Here is a 14,151-nt window from a genome sequence, read left to right on the forward strand (position 1 = left end):
CCTCTTAGTACACACGAGCCTTGGGCGCGATCTTCTTGGGATCGATGCCCTCTGCAATCAGCTCGGTGTGAACCGGGCGGTAGTCGAGCTTGACGTCGCCTGCGTCATTGACCCAGGCAAGCGTGTGCTTGCGCCAGTTGACGTCGTCGCGGCCGGCGAATGCGCCTTCGGTGTAATCTTCGCGCGCATGCGAGCCGCGGCTCTCCTTGCGGGCTTCGGCGCCGTAGATCGTCGTGATGGCGTTTGCCATCAGATTCTGCAGCTCCAGTGTTTCGACGAGGTCGGAGTTCCATATCATCGAGCGGTCGGTGACCTTGATGTCCTTCATCTCGCCCCAGATCGCCGAAATACGGCGGCAGCCGGATTCCAGCGATTCCTGCGTACGGAACACGGCCGCATCTTCCTGCATGGCGCGCTGCATCTTCTCGCGCAGAACGGCCGTCGGCGTGCCGCCGCTGGCGTGCCGCAGCGTGTCGAAGCGATCCATGATCTTGTCGCAGGCAGCAACGTTCAGATGCGGAACCGGCGATGCGCGGTCGATGACCTCGCCGGCGCGGATCGCTGCGGCACGGCCGAAGACCACGAGGTCGATCAGCGAGTTGGAACCGAGACGGTTGGCGCCGTGCACCGAGGCGCATCCGGCTTCACCGACGGCCATCAGGCCGGGGATGACACGTTCCGGATTGCTTGAATCGGCATTCAGCACTTCGCCCCAATAGTTGGTCGGAATGCCGCCCATATTGTAGTGAACCGTCGGCAGAACCGGGATCGGCTCGCGGGTCACATCGACACCGGCAAAGATCTTGGCGCTCTCGGAAATGCCCGGCAGACGCTCGTGCAGAACCGCCGGATCCAGATGGTCGAGATGCAGGAAGATATGGTCCTTGGCCTTGCCGACGCCGCGGCCTTCGCGGATTTCCAGCGTCATGCAGCGCGAGACGACGTCACGCGAGGCAAGGTCCTTCGCCGAAGGGGCGTAGCGTTCCATGAAGCGTTCGCCCTCGGAATTCACGAGGTAACCGCCTTCGCCGCGTGCGCCTTCGGTGATCAGACAGCCGGAGCCGTAGATGCCGGTCGGGTGGAACTGGACGAATTCCATGTCCTGCAGCGGCAGGCCCGCGCGGGCCACCATGCCGCCACCGTCGCCGGTGCAGGTATGAGCCGATGTCGCCGAGAAATAGGCGCGGCCGTAGCCGCCGGTCGCCAGCACCACCATTTTGGCGGCGAAGCGATGGATCGTGCCGTCATCGAGGTTCCAGGCAACGACGCCGGTGCAACGGCTGCCATCCTCGGACATGATCAGGTCGAGCGCGAAATACTCGATGAAGAATTCGGCGTTATTGCGCAGCGACTGGCCATAGAGCGTGTGCAGGATGGCGTGGCCGGTACGGTCGGCAACGGCGCAGGTGCGCTGTACCGGCGGTCCCTCGCCGAAATTCTGCATGTGCCCGCCGAACGGGCGCTGGTAGATCTTGCCTTCCTCGTTGCGCGAGAACGGCACGCCGTAATGCTCGAGCTCATAGACCGCCTTCGGCGCTTCCATGGTCAGATACTGCATGGCGTCGACGTCGCCGAGCCAGTCGGAGCCCTTGACGGTGTCGTAGAGGTGCCACTGCCAGCTATCAGGCGTCATGTTCTGCAGCGAGGCGGCAATGCCGCCCTGCGCCGCGACCGTGTGCGAGCGGGTCGGGAATACTTTGGTGATGCAGGCCGTGCGGAAACCTTGTTCGGCCATGCCGAGCGTGGCGCGAAGACCGGCGCCGCCGGCGCCGACGACGATCACATCATAAGAGTGATCGACGTACTTGTAGGCCTTCCCATTCTGAGCGGGTGAAGAGGGTGCCATGATACGGTTATCCTACGAATGCAATTTTCAGAATGGCGAAAAGACAGAGGCCGGCGATCAGGATCGAGAAGAAGGTGTTCAGCATCAGGCTGATGATCTTCAGCCATTCGGTGTGAACATAATCCTCGATGATGACCTGCATGCCGAGCTTCATGTGAATGACGCCCGAGATGATCATCAGACCCATGATGACGGCAACGAACGGGTTCGACAGCGCGTGAACCACCTCCGCATAGGGCTGTCCGGCATGAACCAGCATGAAGATGATGAAGAACAGAAACAGCGGCACGTTGGCGACCGCGGTGAGGCGCTGGCGCCAGAAATGATCGGTGCCTTCCTTGGCGGAGCCGAGGCCGCGAACCTTACCGAGCGGGGTACGCATATCCATGAGAGCGACCTTTAACGAATGACGAAGCCGATCACCCAGACCAGCACGGTCAGACAGAGCGATCCGATCAGATTGGCGATGGCGAGCTTGGTCGAGAATTCCTTCCCGAAACCATGGCCGAGATCCCACATGAAGTGGCGGAAACCGCCGAGCATGTGATGGATCAGCGCCCAGGTGTAACCGAGCAGCACGAGCTTACCGATGATGCTGCCGAGCACCCAGTTGGCCCAGTCGTAATTCGACTGTCCCGTCGCAGCCGCGATCAGCCACCAGGCGATCAGCAGCGTGCCAACATAGAGAGCGCCACCGGTAATGCGGTGGACGATCGACATGATCATGGTGGGGATTGGTTTGTAAATTTGCAAATGCGGCGACAGGGGCCGGTTATTTGTCACATTCGCCATCAGAACCTCGCGGCGTCTTCTCTGCGCTTCCGGAATACGGAGCATTTCAAGGCAACCACAGGAATGACAAAATTGTCTGTGTGCGTTGCATCAATGGCGACGTTTAATCACCGAAGCCCCGGACGACAAGCACAATCGCCGTCCGCTTTTAATTTAATCGATTCGCGTTACCGGGAAGTTGCTGCAAAGCAAAACTGGCTTCCGGTACTCAGATTTTATCCTGATTTTTCATCGCTCAAGTGGACATACGGGAAGTTTTGACGCAAGCTGCCGTTAACGATTTGTTAACGATCGCATTTTGCGAGGAAGACAGCCGATGGTCACGCGTTTTTCGAAAGCCATTCCGCTCATGCTCGGCGCCTTGATGGCGCTGCCTGCCGCCGCCGGCGAACGCTTTCCGCATCACGGTCGCGGTATGGTCCATTGGACCAGCGGCTATCAATGGCATGGCGATCGCGACCGCCGTGACGGCCATCAGCGCTATGTCAGACTGCGACAGTTCTCGCCTGTCTACAACGGCTACACCATTCAGGGCAGCAACGCCGCCGCACCGGTGAACAACGGTCCGGCCTATAACGGCACCTATGCTGGTTCTTATGCCTATGACGTCGATGGCGGGACCTATATCGGCGCCAGCGGCTATACGATCTATGCTGCACCCAGAACCGCCACCCTGGCGCCGAAAGCCAAAGTGATCGATGTCGCGATCCAAGATGACCCTTGCGAATACGAGGCAAATGTCTGCGTGATCAGGCCTTGAAGCGCCAGACGGTCGTCTTCTTGACCTCGCTATCCTCAAGCGCCCGGGTGACCGGCACTTCGTAGACGGCGCAGAATTCCAGCCGGTCTTTCGGCAGGTAGGCACGGCCGGGATCGCCGACCAGCACCGTCTTGCCATCTTTCGCCAGCCGCTCGAACCACGGCAGCAGCGCATCGGCAAATCCGCGATCGTAAAACACGTCGCCTGCGAGCACGATATTCGCAGCGACGTCGGAGCCAACAAGGTCCGAGCCTTCGAAGCCGATCTCAACCTGGTTTGCCGCCGCGTTGAGCCGCACGGCAGTCCGGGCCCAGGGATCGATATCAGCGGCGGTGACGCCAGCTGCTCCCACCATCTTCGCGGCGATCGCGACGAGGCCCGAGCCGGTTGCGAAATCAAGCACCTGCGCGCCACTGACCGTATCAGGATGGTCGAGAACATAGCGCGCCAGCCCCTGCCCGCCGGCCCAGGCGAAGGCCCAGAACGGCGGCGGCAGACCGATCTCCGCAAGCTCCTCTTCCGTCTTCAGCCACAGCTCATGGGCCTCGCTCGCCAGATGCAGCCGGATTTCCGGCACATGCGGCGGCGCCATGAGGCTGGTATTGGCGCGGACAAAGAGTTCGGGATCGGTCTTCAAAGGCAATCAGCGCGGCGGATTGTCGAGCCCGCCCATGCGGCAGACTTCGAGCCACTCTTCGTCGGTCACCGGCTGCACAGAAAGGCGCATGGAGGTCACCAGCGACATCTTCGACAACTTCTCGCTTGCCTTTACATCCTTCAGCGTCACCGGCTTCGGAACGTCCATGACGGCGCGGATATCGACGCAATCCCATTTGGGATCGCCCTTCGCCGACGAATCCGGATGCGAGAGGGCGCAGACCTCGACGATCCCGACGATCTCCAGCCCATCATTGGAATGGTAGAAGAAGCCCTTGTCGCCGATCTGCATGGCCCGCATGTTGTTTCGGGCGAGGTAGTTGCGGACACCCGTCCACTCCGTTCCCTTCTCCCCGGCAGCCTTCTGCTGCTCCCAGGACCAGGCAGCCGGCTCGGACTTGTAAAGCCAGTGCGCCATCTCAAGCCTCCGGATTGTTAAAGACCCAGTTATAGGGCTTCACCTCGACGCTCTCGAAAAGGCCAGCCTTGGCATAAGGGTCTGCTTCGCCAAGCGCCTTGGCGGCTTCCAGGCTGTCGGCCTTGACGATGACCAGGCTGCCGTTCGGCTTGCCATCAGCATCGAGGAATGGACCGGCAATCGCCAGCTTGCCTTCAGAATTCAGCTTGTTGAGATACTCGACATGAACAGGACGCGTTTCCATGCGCACGTTCAGATGGCCTGGCTTGTCCTTGCAGAGAAGGGCGAAAAGCATGTCAGTCTCCTATTCGGTGGTAATCGGACGTGTCATCAATTGTTCAATGGCCTCGGCAATCCCGAGCTTGCCCTCGATGATCGCCGAGACGGCGTCGGTAATCGGCATGTCAACGCCAAGCTCGCCGGCCAGCCGCGCGGCAACGGCAGCGGCGAAAGCGCCCTCGACCAGCTGTCCATGCGCTGGATCGGCCTGTTCGCCGCGCCCGAGCGCGATCCCGAAGCGCAGGTTGCGCGATTGATGGCTGGTGGCTGTCAGAACCAGATCGCCGAGCCCCGAGAGCCCGCGAACCGTGCCCGCCTGTCCGCCCTTGGCGGCAACCAGCCGCGACATTTCCGCAAGCCCGCGGGCAATCAGCGCCGCGCGGGCGGAATCGCCGATGCCGCGGCCCTCGACGATGCCACAGGCAATGGCGAGAACATTCTTCAGCGCACCGCCGAGCTGGACGCCGGTGCGGTCGTCCGACGCATAGAGCCGAAAGGTGCGACCTGAAATCGCCTGCGCCAGCCGTTCGGCAACGTCCATATCCGCGGCCGCGATCGCCATCGCTGTCGGCAGGCCCTTGGCGATATCGGCCGCAAAACCGGGACCAGAGAGCACGGCGACACGATGAGCCGGAAGCTCCCGTTCCAGCATGTCGGTCAGCAACGCTCCGGTCGCGCGTTCGATGCCCTTGGCGCAGGTGACGACGACAGCATCCTTAGCCAGATAAGGACCATACTGGCGCGCGGCATCGGCCTGCGCTTGCGAGGGCATGGCGAAGAGGACGATCGACGCATCGCGGATGGCATCCGCCTCTGCGGAAAACTCCAGCGCTTCCGGCAGCGCAATTCCCGGCAGTGCCGCGTCATGCAGCCGCTCGGCCGCCAGATCAGCCATGAGTGCCGGATCCCGGCCGACAAGCGTCACGGCGCTGCGGCCGGTGAGCGCGATGACCGCGGCAAGCGCAGTTCCGAACGCACCGGCACCGATGACAGCAATCCGCTCGCTCATGCCTTGGCTCCGCGTTTGCCATAATTGACCAATGCCTCGGCGTTGGAATCGAGCGGCCAGCGCGACCGCGGCTGGACGTCGAGATCATCGGGCGCCACGCCGATCGCCATGCGCTCCAGTCCGGCCCAGGCGATCATCACGGCATTATCGGTGCAAAGCCGGAGCGGCGGCGCGATGAAGCGGAAGCCATGCGTGCCGCAGAGCGCCTGGAGCGTGCCGCGAACGTCCTGATTGGCCGCGACACCGCCCGCAACCACTAGCGCCTGCTGGTCCTCGATGTCGGGAAACTCGGTTTTGAAACGCTGGAGGCCGCGCCCGATCCTGTCCTTCAGCGTGCGCGAAATCGCTTTCTGGAAGGAAGCACAGATATCGGCAATATCCTGCGTCGAGACGGGCGCAATCTCGGTTGCCGCCTGGCGAACGGCGGTCTTCAGGCCGGAAAAGGAAAAGTCGAGCCGCGCTTCGCCGACCAGCGGGCGCGGAAACGAGAAGCGATCGGGATTGCCCGATTTCGCCGCCTTCTCCACTTCGGGACCGCCAGGATAGGGCAGCCCCAAGAGCTTCGCCGTCTTGTCGAACGCTTCGCCGAGCGCGTCGTCGATCGTCGTGCCCCAACGCTCGTATTGGCCGATGCCGCGCACCAGGATGAGCTGCGTGTGGCCGCCGGAAACCAGCAGCATCAGATAGGGGAAGGAAAGCCCATCGGTCAGCCGCGCCGTCAGCGCATGCCCCTCGAGATGGTTGACGGCATAGAGCGGCTTTCCCGCCGCCCGTGCGATTGCCTTGCCGGTCATCAGCCCAACCAGAAGCCCGCCGATAAGCCCCGGACCCGACGTCGCAGCAATGGCATCGACATCCGCCAGCGACACATTGGCGCGCTGCAGCGCCTCTTCGATCAGCGTGTCGAGCGCCTCGACGTGAGCGCGCGCCGCGATCTCCGGCACAACGCCGCCATAGGCGCTATGTTCGTCCAGCTGGCTCAGCACGACGTCAGAAAGCACATTCGAGCGGCCTTCCGCATCGCGTTCGACGACCGCAGCCGCGGTCTCGTCGCAGCTTGTTTCGATGCCGAGGATGCGTAGAAAGGGAGCCATGAAACCTGATCGTTGATTGCGATGGGGCGGAAACCCGGATACGAGACTTCCGGTAACAACGGATCAAAGCGGATGCAAACAAAACCTTTCCGGATCGGTACGCGGGGCAGCCCGCTGGCGCTCGCCCAGGCACACGAAGCCCGGGACAGGCTGATGGCCGCGCATGGCCTGCCGGAGGAAATGTTCGAGATCGTGGTGCTGACCACGACCGGCGACCGCATCACCGACCGTTCTCTGTCCGAGATCGGCGGCAAGGGCCTTTTCACCCAGGAACTCGAAGAAAAGCTGGCGATCGGCGAGCTCGATTTCGCCGTGCATTCGGCGAAGGACATGGCAACCACGCTGCCGGAGGGGCTCTATCTCTCCGCCTTCATGCCGCGCGAAGACATCCGCGACGCAGTGATCGGCCGCACGGCTGCAAAGCTGATCGATCTGCCGCACGGCGCGACCGTCGGTTCCTCGTCGCTGCGCCGTCAGGCCCTGATCCGCCGCATGCGCCCGGATATCAATGTCATCACCTTCCGCGGCCTCGTCGATACCCGCCTGCGCAAGCTGGCCGAAGGTCAGGCCGATGCGACGCTGCTGGCTCTGGCTGGTCTGAAGCGCCTCGGCAAGGTCGATGTGCTGACGGATATCCTCGACCCCGATACGTTCCCGCCAGCCCCCGCACAGGGCGCAATCGCCATCGAAAGCCGCATCGGCGACGAGCGGATGGACAATTTGCTCGCCGCCATCAACGATCCGGCGACCTTCGATGCGGTTTCCTGCGAGCGCGCCTTTCTCGGAGCCCTCGACGGCTCCTGTCGCACGCCGATCGGCGGGTACGCGATCTGCGAGGGCGATCAGATCAAGTTCTCCGGCCTGATCATCACCCCGGACGGACGCCACCAGCACGCGATCACCATTGACGGCAACCGCCGTGATGCCGCGGCGCTCGGAACCCGCGCCGGGCAGGATGTCCGCGACCGTGCGGGAACCACATTTTTCGACGACTGGAACTGACATCAGATGCGCGTGCTCGTCACCCGCCCGCAGCGTCAGGGGGAGCGAACGGCACAGCGATTGCGCAGCATGGGCCATGAGCCCTTGCTTCTGCCTCTTTCTGAACCGCGTCACGACAGTGATGCTGCGATCAAGGCATTGAATGTCCATCATGGCCCGATCGCGATCACCAGCGCAGAGGCCGTTCGGTCCCTGACCGCAAGATCCGGCGAACTGGCGCGCCACCTCACCCGGCCGGTATTCTGCGTTGGCGCGGCGAGCGCCGAGGCGGCAGACGCGGCAGGCTTCACCTCGGTCTCCGCAAGTACTGGCGATGGCAGGGATCTGGCAGCTCTGATTGCTGGTGAGGCAAACGGCGTCATCACCTATCTGGCTGGCGTCCCGCGCGCCGAAACATTCGAAAAGCGGGCGGCCGAACTCGAATTACAGATCGATGTTGCCGTCTGCTATCGTATGCAGCCGGTCACCATCGATCCAGCTCAGATCGAACGGCTGGCGAGGACGCCGGCAGACGCCGCCCTCTTCTATTCCCGCGAGGCGGCGCTGGCATTCTTTGAGCTCTTCACAGCCGAATCCACATCTGTCTGGATCAGAGATGCCAAGCTGCTTTGCCTTAGCGAAGCCGTGGCAACTGCTATCCCCAGCGGCCTCAGGAAAAATATCCGGACAGCCGCGATGCCGGATGAGCAAAGCCTTTTGTCGCTCCTTTGAAGGCATGCTCCGCCCAAATTTGATCTAACCTCTTTCCTTAACTGGCATCACTGACTAGTTTCGTTGCAATGCAGGAAAAAAGAGGACCTCATGGTTTCGGGAAACCCGCCACGCCATTCGAAGAGAACCGAACAGCCGGTCACCATCGATCTGGAGGCGCAGGAATTTGCCAAGCAGGAGGATGCAGCAGACAAGCCTGCGCAGGCGGCTGAGAGCCCTGACGACCAGGCAACCAGCGATCTGAACGCCTCGCTTCAGGCGGCAAAGGAGCAAGCCGCCGAAGACCTGAATGCAACGGCCGAAATCCCCGTCAAGGAAGAGCCCGCGGCCGCGGAAACACAGCCCGATGAAGCGCCCTACCGCGCTGAGGAACCGGTCTTTACCGCACCGCCGCCGCAGCAGCGCGGCGGCTCGACCTCGGGTCTCATCGCCGCAGGCATTTTCGGTGGTCTTGTGGCGCTCGTGGGTGCCGGTGCCATCCAATATGCCGGATATCTCCCCGGCTCTGCGCCGCAGCAGGCCCAGTCCGATCAGAGCGCGGAATTTTCTGCCGAACTTGATGGCCTGAAGCAGTCGATCGCCAATCTGGCGGCCGCGCCGAACCCGGATGACGACGCCCTCGACAAGCGGATTGCCGCCCTGGAAACAGCGGCAAAAGCACCGTCGCAAACCGTAGCGGGCGACCCGGCAGCAGTCGAAGCCCTAAACGAGAAGGTCGCCGATCTCACCGCACAGCTGGAACAGCTCCGCGCGTCGATGACACAGACATCCGAGCAGCAGGCCTCCAGCGGCGCCGATCTGACCAAGCGTCTCGACGAAGCCGAGAAAAAGCTCAACGAGCCGCGCCAGGACGTGGCCGTCGCCAAGGCGATCGCCGCCGCTGCGCTGAAGGCAGCGATCGACCGCGGTGGCCCGTTTACGGCCGAACTCGATACATTCGCAGGCGTTTCACCTGACGATCCGGCGGCCAAGGATCTCAGAAGCTTTGCCCAAACCGGCGTGCCCTCGCGTGCCGAACTGATCAATCAGGTTTCCGATGTGGCAAGCGCCGCCGTCGAATCCGCGAACCAGCCGAGCCCTGATCAGAGCTGGTCGGACCGGTTGATGAACAGCGCCAAGTCGCTGGTCAGCGTCCGTCCGGTCGGCAATATCGAGGGTGAAAGCGTAGAGGCGATCGCTGCCCGCATGGAAAACAAGGTTCGAAACGGCGACCTTCCGGGCGCCGCCAACGAATGGAACGATCTGCCCCCGGCAGCCAAGCAGGCGTCGGCAGCCTTCAAGCAATCTCTTGAGGCCCGTATCCGGGTCGAGGATCTTGTCAGCGGAGCCCTGTCCAAAGCCGTCTCCGGCACCGGCAAGGAGGGCTGAACCGATGGTCAAGCTCGTCATTTTTGCGCTCGTGGTTCTCGTTCTCGGCTACGGTTTCTCCTGGCTCGCCGACCGGCCCGGTGACCTGTCGCTCATTTGGGAAGGCCAGCTCTATCAGACCAAGCTGATCGTCGCCGCCAGCGGCCTGATCGCCTTGATCGCCCTCGTCATGATCGCCTGGTGGCTGGTCCGGATGATCTGGACCTCGCCGCATTCCGTCACCCGCTATTTCCGCGCCCGCAAGCGCGATCGTGGTTATCAGGCGCTCTCGACCGGCCTGATCGCCGCCGGCGCCGGCAACGCGCTTCTCGCCCGTAAGATGGCTGCCCGCTCGCGCGGCCTGATCCGCGCCGACCAAGAACCGCTGATCAATCTTCTGGAAGCTCAGGCCGCGCTGATCGAAGGCCGCCACGATGAGGCACGCGCGAAGTTCGAGGCCATGGCCAACGATCCGGAGACCCGCGAACTCGGTCTGCGGGGGCTGTACCTGGAGGCCAAGCGCCTCGGCGCCAACGAGGCAGCCCGCCAATATGCCGAGAAGGCTGCCGATAACGCGCCCTATCTTCCCTGGGCCGCACAGGCAACACTGGAATATCGCAGCCAGGCTGGACGCTGGGACGACGCCATCCGCCTGCTCGATCAGCAGAAGGCAGCCCGTGTCGTCGACAAGCAGGACGGCGAGCGTCTGCGTGGCGTACTGCTGACGGCGCGCGCCGACGACAAGCTGGAGAAAGACCCTGCAGGTGCCCGCGACGACGCCCTCCAGGCGCTGAAGCTGATCCCCGATTTCGAGCCTGCCGCAACCATCGCAGCAAAGGCGCTGTTTCGCGAAGATAAGCTGCGCAAGGCTGCCGCCATTCTCGAACAGGCGTGGAGGGCCCGGCCACATCCGGATGTCGGCCGCATCTATGTGCAAGCACGCAGCGGCGATTCCGTCACCGACAGATTGAAGCGCGCCGAAAAGCTGGAGGCTCTTCGCCCGAACAACGTCGAGTCGCTTCTCGTCGTCGCCCAGGCCGCCCTTGCCGCTCAGGATTTTGCCAAGGCGAGAGCCAAGGCGGAGGCTGCCGCCCGCATGCAGTCGCGTGAGGCAGCATTCTTGCTGCTTGCCGATATCGAAGAGTCCGAGACCGGCGATCAGGGCCGTGTCCGCCACTGGCTTGCCCAGGCGCTGAAGGCGCCGCGCGATCCGGCCTGGGTCGCAGACGGCTTCGTCTCCGACAAATGGCTGCCGGTCTCGCCCGTCACCGGCCGTCTCGATGCTTTCGAATGGAAGGCGCCCTTTGGGCAGCTTGAGGGCCCGGTCGAGGAAGGCACCGTGACGTCGATCGATGCCGCCCTGAAGACATTGCCACCGGTACGCCAGCAGCGAGCCGAAGCACCTGCCAACGACCACCGCATCATCGAACTGGAACGCGCCGCAACCATCGCCGAAGCCGTGCGCCCGGCTCCGGCTCCGGTTTCTGCACCAACGCCCGCCTCGGCTCCAAAACCGGCGGAAGCAATTACCCCTGTCAGACAGCTTGAACCCAAACCATATTATGGAATGCCTGACGACCCAGGCGTTCGCGACAACAAGGCGGCCCCGGAACCCAAGACGCGGCTCCGCCTTTTCTGAGATGGAACGACAACCGTATGTTCGAACGCTTTCAGGCATTCTTCCACAATCTCACCGCAGACGATGGCAGGAAGGGTTTCAGCCCCGATGACCCGCGCATCGCCGTGGCCGCTCTCTGCATGCAGGTCATGGAGGCCGACGGCCAGATCAAGGACAGTGAGAAGAAGCGGCTGCGCAAGCTTCTCAAGGAGCAGTATGGCCTCGACGGCAAACAGCTGGATGCGGTCATCGCCGCCGGTCTCGAAGCCGAAAGCAGCGCCGTCGATTACTACCGCTTCACGTCGGATCTCAAGCGCCACCTGAATACCGAGCAGCGGCTGGAGCTGATCGGCATTCTCTGGGACATCGTCTATGCCGATGGCGAGCGCAGCGAGATGGAAGACCACGTCATCTGGCGCATCGCTGATCTGCTCGGCGTCTCCTCGCGCGAGCGTATCCAAAAGCGCCAGGAAGCGGCTGCGCGCGTGACGGATGCGGTCGTGGTGCAAGACGATGCAGATTGAGCGGCCGGTCAATCGCGACAAGCGCCCGATCCTGATCGTTCTCCATCAGGAGCAGTCGAGCCCCGGCCGGGTCGGCCAGCTTCTCGTCGAGAAGGGCTACAGGCTCGACATGCGCCGCCCGGTTCTCGGCGACACACTGCCTGGAACACTCGACGACCACGCCGGCGTTGTCGTCTTCGGCGGCCCGATGAGCGCCAACGATCCCGACGACTTCGTGAAATCCGAAATCAACTGGCTGGACATCCCACTCAAAGAGAACCGGCCATTCCTCGGCATCTGCCTCGGCGCGCAGATGCTGGTCCGCCATCTCGGCGGCAAGGTGCAGGCGAATGCCGACGGCTCGACGGAAATCGGCTGGTACCCGCTGCATCCGACTGAAAAGGGCCGGCTGCTGATGCACTGGCCGAAGATGGTCTACCATTTCCATCGCGAGGGCTTCGACCTTCCCCGCGGCGCCGAGCTTCTGGCTGAGGGTGACGCCTATCCGAACCAGGCCTTCCGCTACAACAAGAATGCCTGGGCGCTGCAGTTCCATGCCGAGCTGACGCGGGTGATGATGCACCGCTGGGTCGTCCATGGCGCCCACCGCTTCATCCTGCCGAACGCCCAGCAGGGCCGCGAGCATCTGGAAGGCCGCATGCTCTTTGACGCGCCGCTAAAAGCCTGGCTGAACGAATTCCTCGATATCGTCTTCGAGGGAAAGGCGGCAAAGAGCGCGCCTGTCTCTATGCCGGCGTCGCTGAGCGCATAGGCGCATCCAGCGTATCGATCTGCCGCAGCTGCCGGAAGCTCATGGCCCATATCACCGAGACCGCAAGCGTACCGATCCCGCCGATAACCACGGCTGGAACCGCACCGAACGCATGCGCCATGGTTCCAGCCCGGAACTCGCCGAGCTCGTTCGACGCGCCGACAAAGACCATGTTGACGGCGTTCACACGGCCGCGCAGCTCATCCGGCGTCCAGAGCGCGATCAGGCTTTCGCGCACATAGACCGAGATCATGTCGGCAGCGCCCATGATCGCCAGCGCGGCGATCGAGGTCCAGGTATGCGTCGAGACGCCGAATACAATGGTTGCGATGCCGAACAGACCGACGCCCATGAACATGTAGAAGCCGGCGCGATGCTTCATCGGGCGCGCGGCGAGGAACAGCGCCATCACGATCGCACCGACGCCTGGCGCCGACCGCAGCAGACCGAGCCCCCAGGGGCCGAGCGTCAGGATATCGCGGGCATAGATCGGCATCAGCGCCGTGGCACCGCCGAGCAGCACCGCGAAGAGATCGAGCGAGATCGCCCCGAGCACCACCTTGTCCGCCTTGATGAAACGGAAGCCGCCGAGGATCATGTCCCAGCTCTTTGCCTCGCCGGAACTGCGCTGCGCAGGCTTCGGGATCATGAAGAGCAGGATGGCGCCCAGTATCGCGAACACCACCGAGACTGTGTAGGCCGTTGTCGCACTGACGCCATAGAGCAGACCGCCGAGCACGGGACCGGTAATCGCCGCCAGCTGCCAGGACGACGAATTCCAGGCGATCGCGTTCGAAAGATCCTTCTCCGGCACGAGGTTCGGCGCGAGCGACTGGATGGCAGGCGCAGCGAAGGCGCGCTCGATGCCGAAAATCAGCAGCACGATGAAGACAGGGATCGGCGAGAACGTGCCGGTAACAGTCATGATCAGCAGCGCCAGCGTGCAGAGCGCGCTGACGAGTGAGCAGATCGAGGCGACGGCGCGGCGGTTGTAGCGGTCGGCGACCGAGCCCGTGACCAGCATCAGCACCAGCGACGGCAGGAACTGCACCAGGCCGATCAGGCCGAGATAGATGGCGCTCCGTGTCTGGTCATACATCTGCCAACCCACAGCAACGCTGAGAATCTGCTGCGAGAAGGACAGCAGGAACTTCGCGAAGAAGAACCGGGTGTAGGAAGAATGCCGGAACGCCGCAAAACGGTCTCCGGTGGACGAGAAAGACATGGGGGCAACCAATGAAACCGGGCCGCGCGGGACAGTTCAAACGCGCCCATTAAACATGATTCACCGCGCGTTAAGACACGGCACTTGCCCGTTTAGTCGCCAATAGCTACATGTCTGT

Annotated in this window: 16 protein-coding genes; 7 read left to right on the plus strand and 9 right to left on the minus strand. The window is 62.8% G+C overall.

From position 1 onward, the window contains the following. Positions 1-4: 4 nt before the first annotated feature. Genes sdhA through sdhC form a run of 3 tightly spaced genes read right to left on the minus strand, consistent with a single transcriptional unit; the run spans position 5 to position 2,638 of the window. The gene (sdhA, locus tag AC1DJO_RS11200; protein ID WP_477970500.1) at positions 5-1,846 is read right to left on the minus strand and encodes a succinate dehydrogenase flavoprotein subunit; all 1,842 of its coding nucleotides are present in this window, start codon (positions 1,844-1,846) and stop codon (positions 5-7) included. Between the two features lie 7 nt (positions 1,847-1,853). Next, positions 1,854-2,234: a succinate dehydrogenase, hydrophobic membrane anchor protein gene (gene sdhD, locus AC1DJO_RS11205; protein WP_477970502.1), complete on the minus strand. Its 381-nt coding sequence runs from the start codon at positions 2,232-2,234 to the stop codon at positions 1,854-1,856. Positions 2,235-2,245: 11 nt separating this feature from the next. Further along, positions 2,246-2,638, minus strand: a complete 393-nt coding sequence (gene sdhC / locus AC1DJO_RS11210; protein WP_112517952.1) for a succinate dehydrogenase, cytochrome b556 subunit — start codon at positions 2,636-2,638, stop codon at positions 2,246-2,248. 316 nt (positions 2,639-2,954) lie between these two features. On the opposite strand from sdhC, the gene AC1DJO_RS11215 reads away from it, so the two are divergent. Beyond that, the gene (locus AC1DJO_RS11215; protein WP_477970504.1) at positions 2,955-3,398 is read left to right on the plus strand and encodes a hypothetical protein; all 444 of its coding nucleotides are present in this window, start codon (positions 2,955-2,957) and stop codon (positions 3,396-3,398) included. Here the strand turns inward: AC1DJO_RS11215 and AC1DJO_RS11220 are convergent. Genes AC1DJO_RS11220 through tsaD form a run of 5 tightly spaced genes read right to left on the minus strand, consistent with a single transcriptional unit; the run spans position 3,388 to position 6,855 of the window. Continuing rightward, positions 3,388-4,035, minus strand: coding sequence for a class I SAM-dependent methyltransferase (locus AC1DJO_RS11220; RefSeq protein ID WP_477970836.1), 648 nt, complete (start codon positions 4,033-4,035; stop codon positions 3,388-3,390). The genes AC1DJO_RS11215 and AC1DJO_RS11220 overlap by 11 nt on opposite strands. Before the next feature lie 6 nt (positions 4,036-4,041). Then, the gene (locus AC1DJO_RS11225) at positions 4,042-4,473 is read right to left on the minus strand and encodes an EVE domain-containing protein (protein WP_112385787.1); all 432 of its coding nucleotides are present in this window, start codon (positions 4,471-4,473) and stop codon (positions 4,042-4,044) included. Position 4,474: 1 nt separating this feature from the next. Next, entirely contained in the window at positions 4,475-4,768 is a 294-nt protein-coding gene (locus AC1DJO_RS11230; RefSeq protein WP_477970508.1) for a YciI-like protein, read from the minus strand. Positions 4,769-4,777: 9 nt separating this feature from the next. Beyond that, on the minus strand, positions 4,778-5,761 hold the full coding sequence (locus tag AC1DJO_RS11235; RefSeq protein ID WP_477970510.1) for an NAD(P)H-dependent glycerol-3-phosphate dehydrogenase: 984 nt from the start codon (positions 5,759-5,761) through the stop codon (positions 4,778-4,780). Then, positions 5,758-6,855, minus strand: coding sequence for a tRNA (adenosine(37)-N6)-threonylcarbamoyltransferase complex transferase subunit TsaD (tsaD, locus tag AC1DJO_RS11240; protein ID WP_477970512.1), 1,098 nt, complete (start codon positions 6,853-6,855; stop codon positions 5,758-5,760). Before tsaD ends, AC1DJO_RS11235 begins: the two co-directional genes overlap by 4 nt. Positions 6,856-6,927: 72 nt before the next feature. On the opposite strand from tsaD, the gene hemC reads away from it, so the two are divergent. The 6 genes from hemC (at position 6,928) to AC1DJO_RS11270 (ending at position 12,808) form a co-directional block, all read left to right on the plus strand. Beyond that, entirely contained in the window at positions 6,928-7,857 is a 930-nt protein-coding gene (hemC, locus tag AC1DJO_RS11245; protein ID WP_477941248.1) for a hydroxymethylbilane synthase, read from the plus strand. Between the two features lie 6 nt (positions 7,858-7,863). Further along, positions 7,864-8,568 (plus strand): uroporphyrinogen-III synthase, encoded by a 705-nt coding sequence (locus AC1DJO_RS11250; protein ID WP_477970514.1) that lies wholly within the window; start codon positions 7,864-7,866, stop codon positions 8,566-8,568. A 90-nt stretch (positions 8,569-8,658) separates the two neighbouring features. Then, positions 8,659-9,936 carry a COG4223 family protein gene (locus AC1DJO_RS11255; RefSeq protein WP_477970516.1) on the plus strand — a complete coding sequence of 426 codons (1,278 nt, stop codon included), beginning with the start codon at positions 8,659-8,661 and terminating at the stop codon, positions 9,934-9,936. A gap of 4 nt (positions 9,937-9,940) precedes the next feature. After that, a complete protein-coding gene (locus AC1DJO_RS11260; protein WP_477970518.1) occupies positions 9,941-11,554 on the plus strand; it encodes a heme biosynthesis HemY N-terminal domain-containing protein in 1,614 nt (537 codons plus the stop codon). A 17-nt stretch (positions 11,555-11,571) separates the two neighbouring features. Beyond that, positions 11,572-12,057, plus strand: a complete 486-nt coding sequence (locus tag AC1DJO_RS11265; RefSeq protein WP_112385795.1) for a tellurite resistance TerB family protein — start codon at positions 11,572-11,574, stop codon at positions 12,055-12,057. After that, complete coding sequence (locus tag AC1DJO_RS11270) at positions 12,047-12,808, plus strand: glutamine amidotransferase (protein ID WP_112385796.1); 762 nt, start codon at positions 12,047-12,049, stop codon at positions 12,806-12,808. The genes AC1DJO_RS11265 and AC1DJO_RS11270 overlap by 11 nt, the downstream gene beginning before the upstream one ends. Here the strand turns inward: AC1DJO_RS11270 and AC1DJO_RS11275 are convergent. Next, positions 12,783-14,033, minus strand: a complete 1,251-nt coding sequence (locus AC1DJO_RS11275) for an MFS transporter (protein ID WP_477947816.1) — start codon at positions 14,031-14,033, stop codon at positions 12,783-12,785. The two genes, AC1DJO_RS11270 and AC1DJO_RS11275, sit on opposite strands and share 26 nt — an antisense overlap. Positions 14,034-14,151 lie beyond the last annotated feature (118 nt).

This window comes from Rhizobium sp. 05N430, from assembly GCF_056396985.1.

What these genes read in the sequence shown, in the direction of transcription:
- hemC (WP_477941248.1), top strand. Translation starts at nt 6,928, where the DNA reads ATGCAAACAAAACCTTTCCGGATCGGTACGCGGGGCAGCCCGCTGGCG.
- sdhA (WP_477970500.1), bottom strand. Translation starts at nt 1,846, where the DNA reads ATGGCACCCTCTTCACCCGCTCAGAATGGGAAGGCCTACAAGTACGTC.
- AC1DJO_RS11270 (WP_112385796.1), top strand. Translation starts at nt 12,047, where the DNA reads ATGCAGATTGAGCGGCCGGTCAATCGCGACAAGCGCCCGATCCTGATC.
- AC1DJO_RS11275 (WP_477947816.1), bottom strand. Translation starts at nt 14,033, where the DNA reads ATGTCTTTCTCGTCCACCGGAGACCGTTTTGCGGCGTTCCGGCATTCT.
- AC1DJO_RS11225 (WP_112385787.1), bottom strand. Translation starts at nt 4,473, where the DNA reads ATGGCGCACTGGCTTTACAAGTCCGAGCCGGCTGCCTGGTCCTGGGAG.
- AC1DJO_RS11260 (WP_477970518.1), top strand. Translation starts at nt 9,941, where the DNA reads ATGGTCAAGCTCGTCATTTTTGCGCTCGTGGTTCTCGTTCTCGGCTAC.
- sdhC (WP_112517952.1), bottom strand. Translation starts at nt 2,638, where the DNA reads ATGGCGAATGTGACAAATAACCGGCCCCTGTCGCCGCATTTGCAAATT.
- AC1DJO_RS11235 (WP_477970510.1), bottom strand. Translation starts at nt 5,761, where the DNA reads ATGAGCGAGCGGATTGCTGTCATCGGTGCCGGTGCGTTCGGAACTGCG.
- AC1DJO_RS11215 (WP_477970504.1), top strand. Translation starts at nt 2,955, where the DNA reads ATGGTCACGCGTTTTTCGAAAGCCATTCCGCTCATGCTCGGCGCCTTG.
- sdhD (WP_477970502.1), bottom strand. Translation starts at nt 2,234, where the DNA reads ATGGATATGCGTACCCCGCTCGGTAAGGTTCGCGGCCTCGGCTCCGCC.
- AC1DJO_RS11230 (WP_477970508.1), bottom strand. Translation starts at nt 4,768, where the DNA reads ATGCTTTTCGCCCTTCTCTGCAAGGACAAGCCAGGCCATCTGAACGTG.
- AC1DJO_RS11265 (WP_112385795.1), top strand. Translation starts at nt 11,572, where the DNA reads ATGTTCGAACGCTTTCAGGCATTCTTCCACAATCTCACCGCAGACGAT.
- AC1DJO_RS11255 (WP_477970516.1), top strand. Translation starts at nt 8,659, where the DNA reads ATGGTTTCGGGAAACCCGCCACGCCATTCGAAGAGAACCGAACAGCCG.
- tsaD (WP_477970512.1), bottom strand. Translation starts at nt 6,855, where the DNA reads ATGGCTCCCTTTCTACGCATCCTCGGCATCGAAACAAGCTGCGACGAG.
- AC1DJO_RS11250 (WP_477970514.1), top strand. Translation starts at nt 7,864, where the DNA reads ATGCGCGTGCTCGTCACCCGCCCGCAGCGTCAGGGGGAGCGAACGGCA.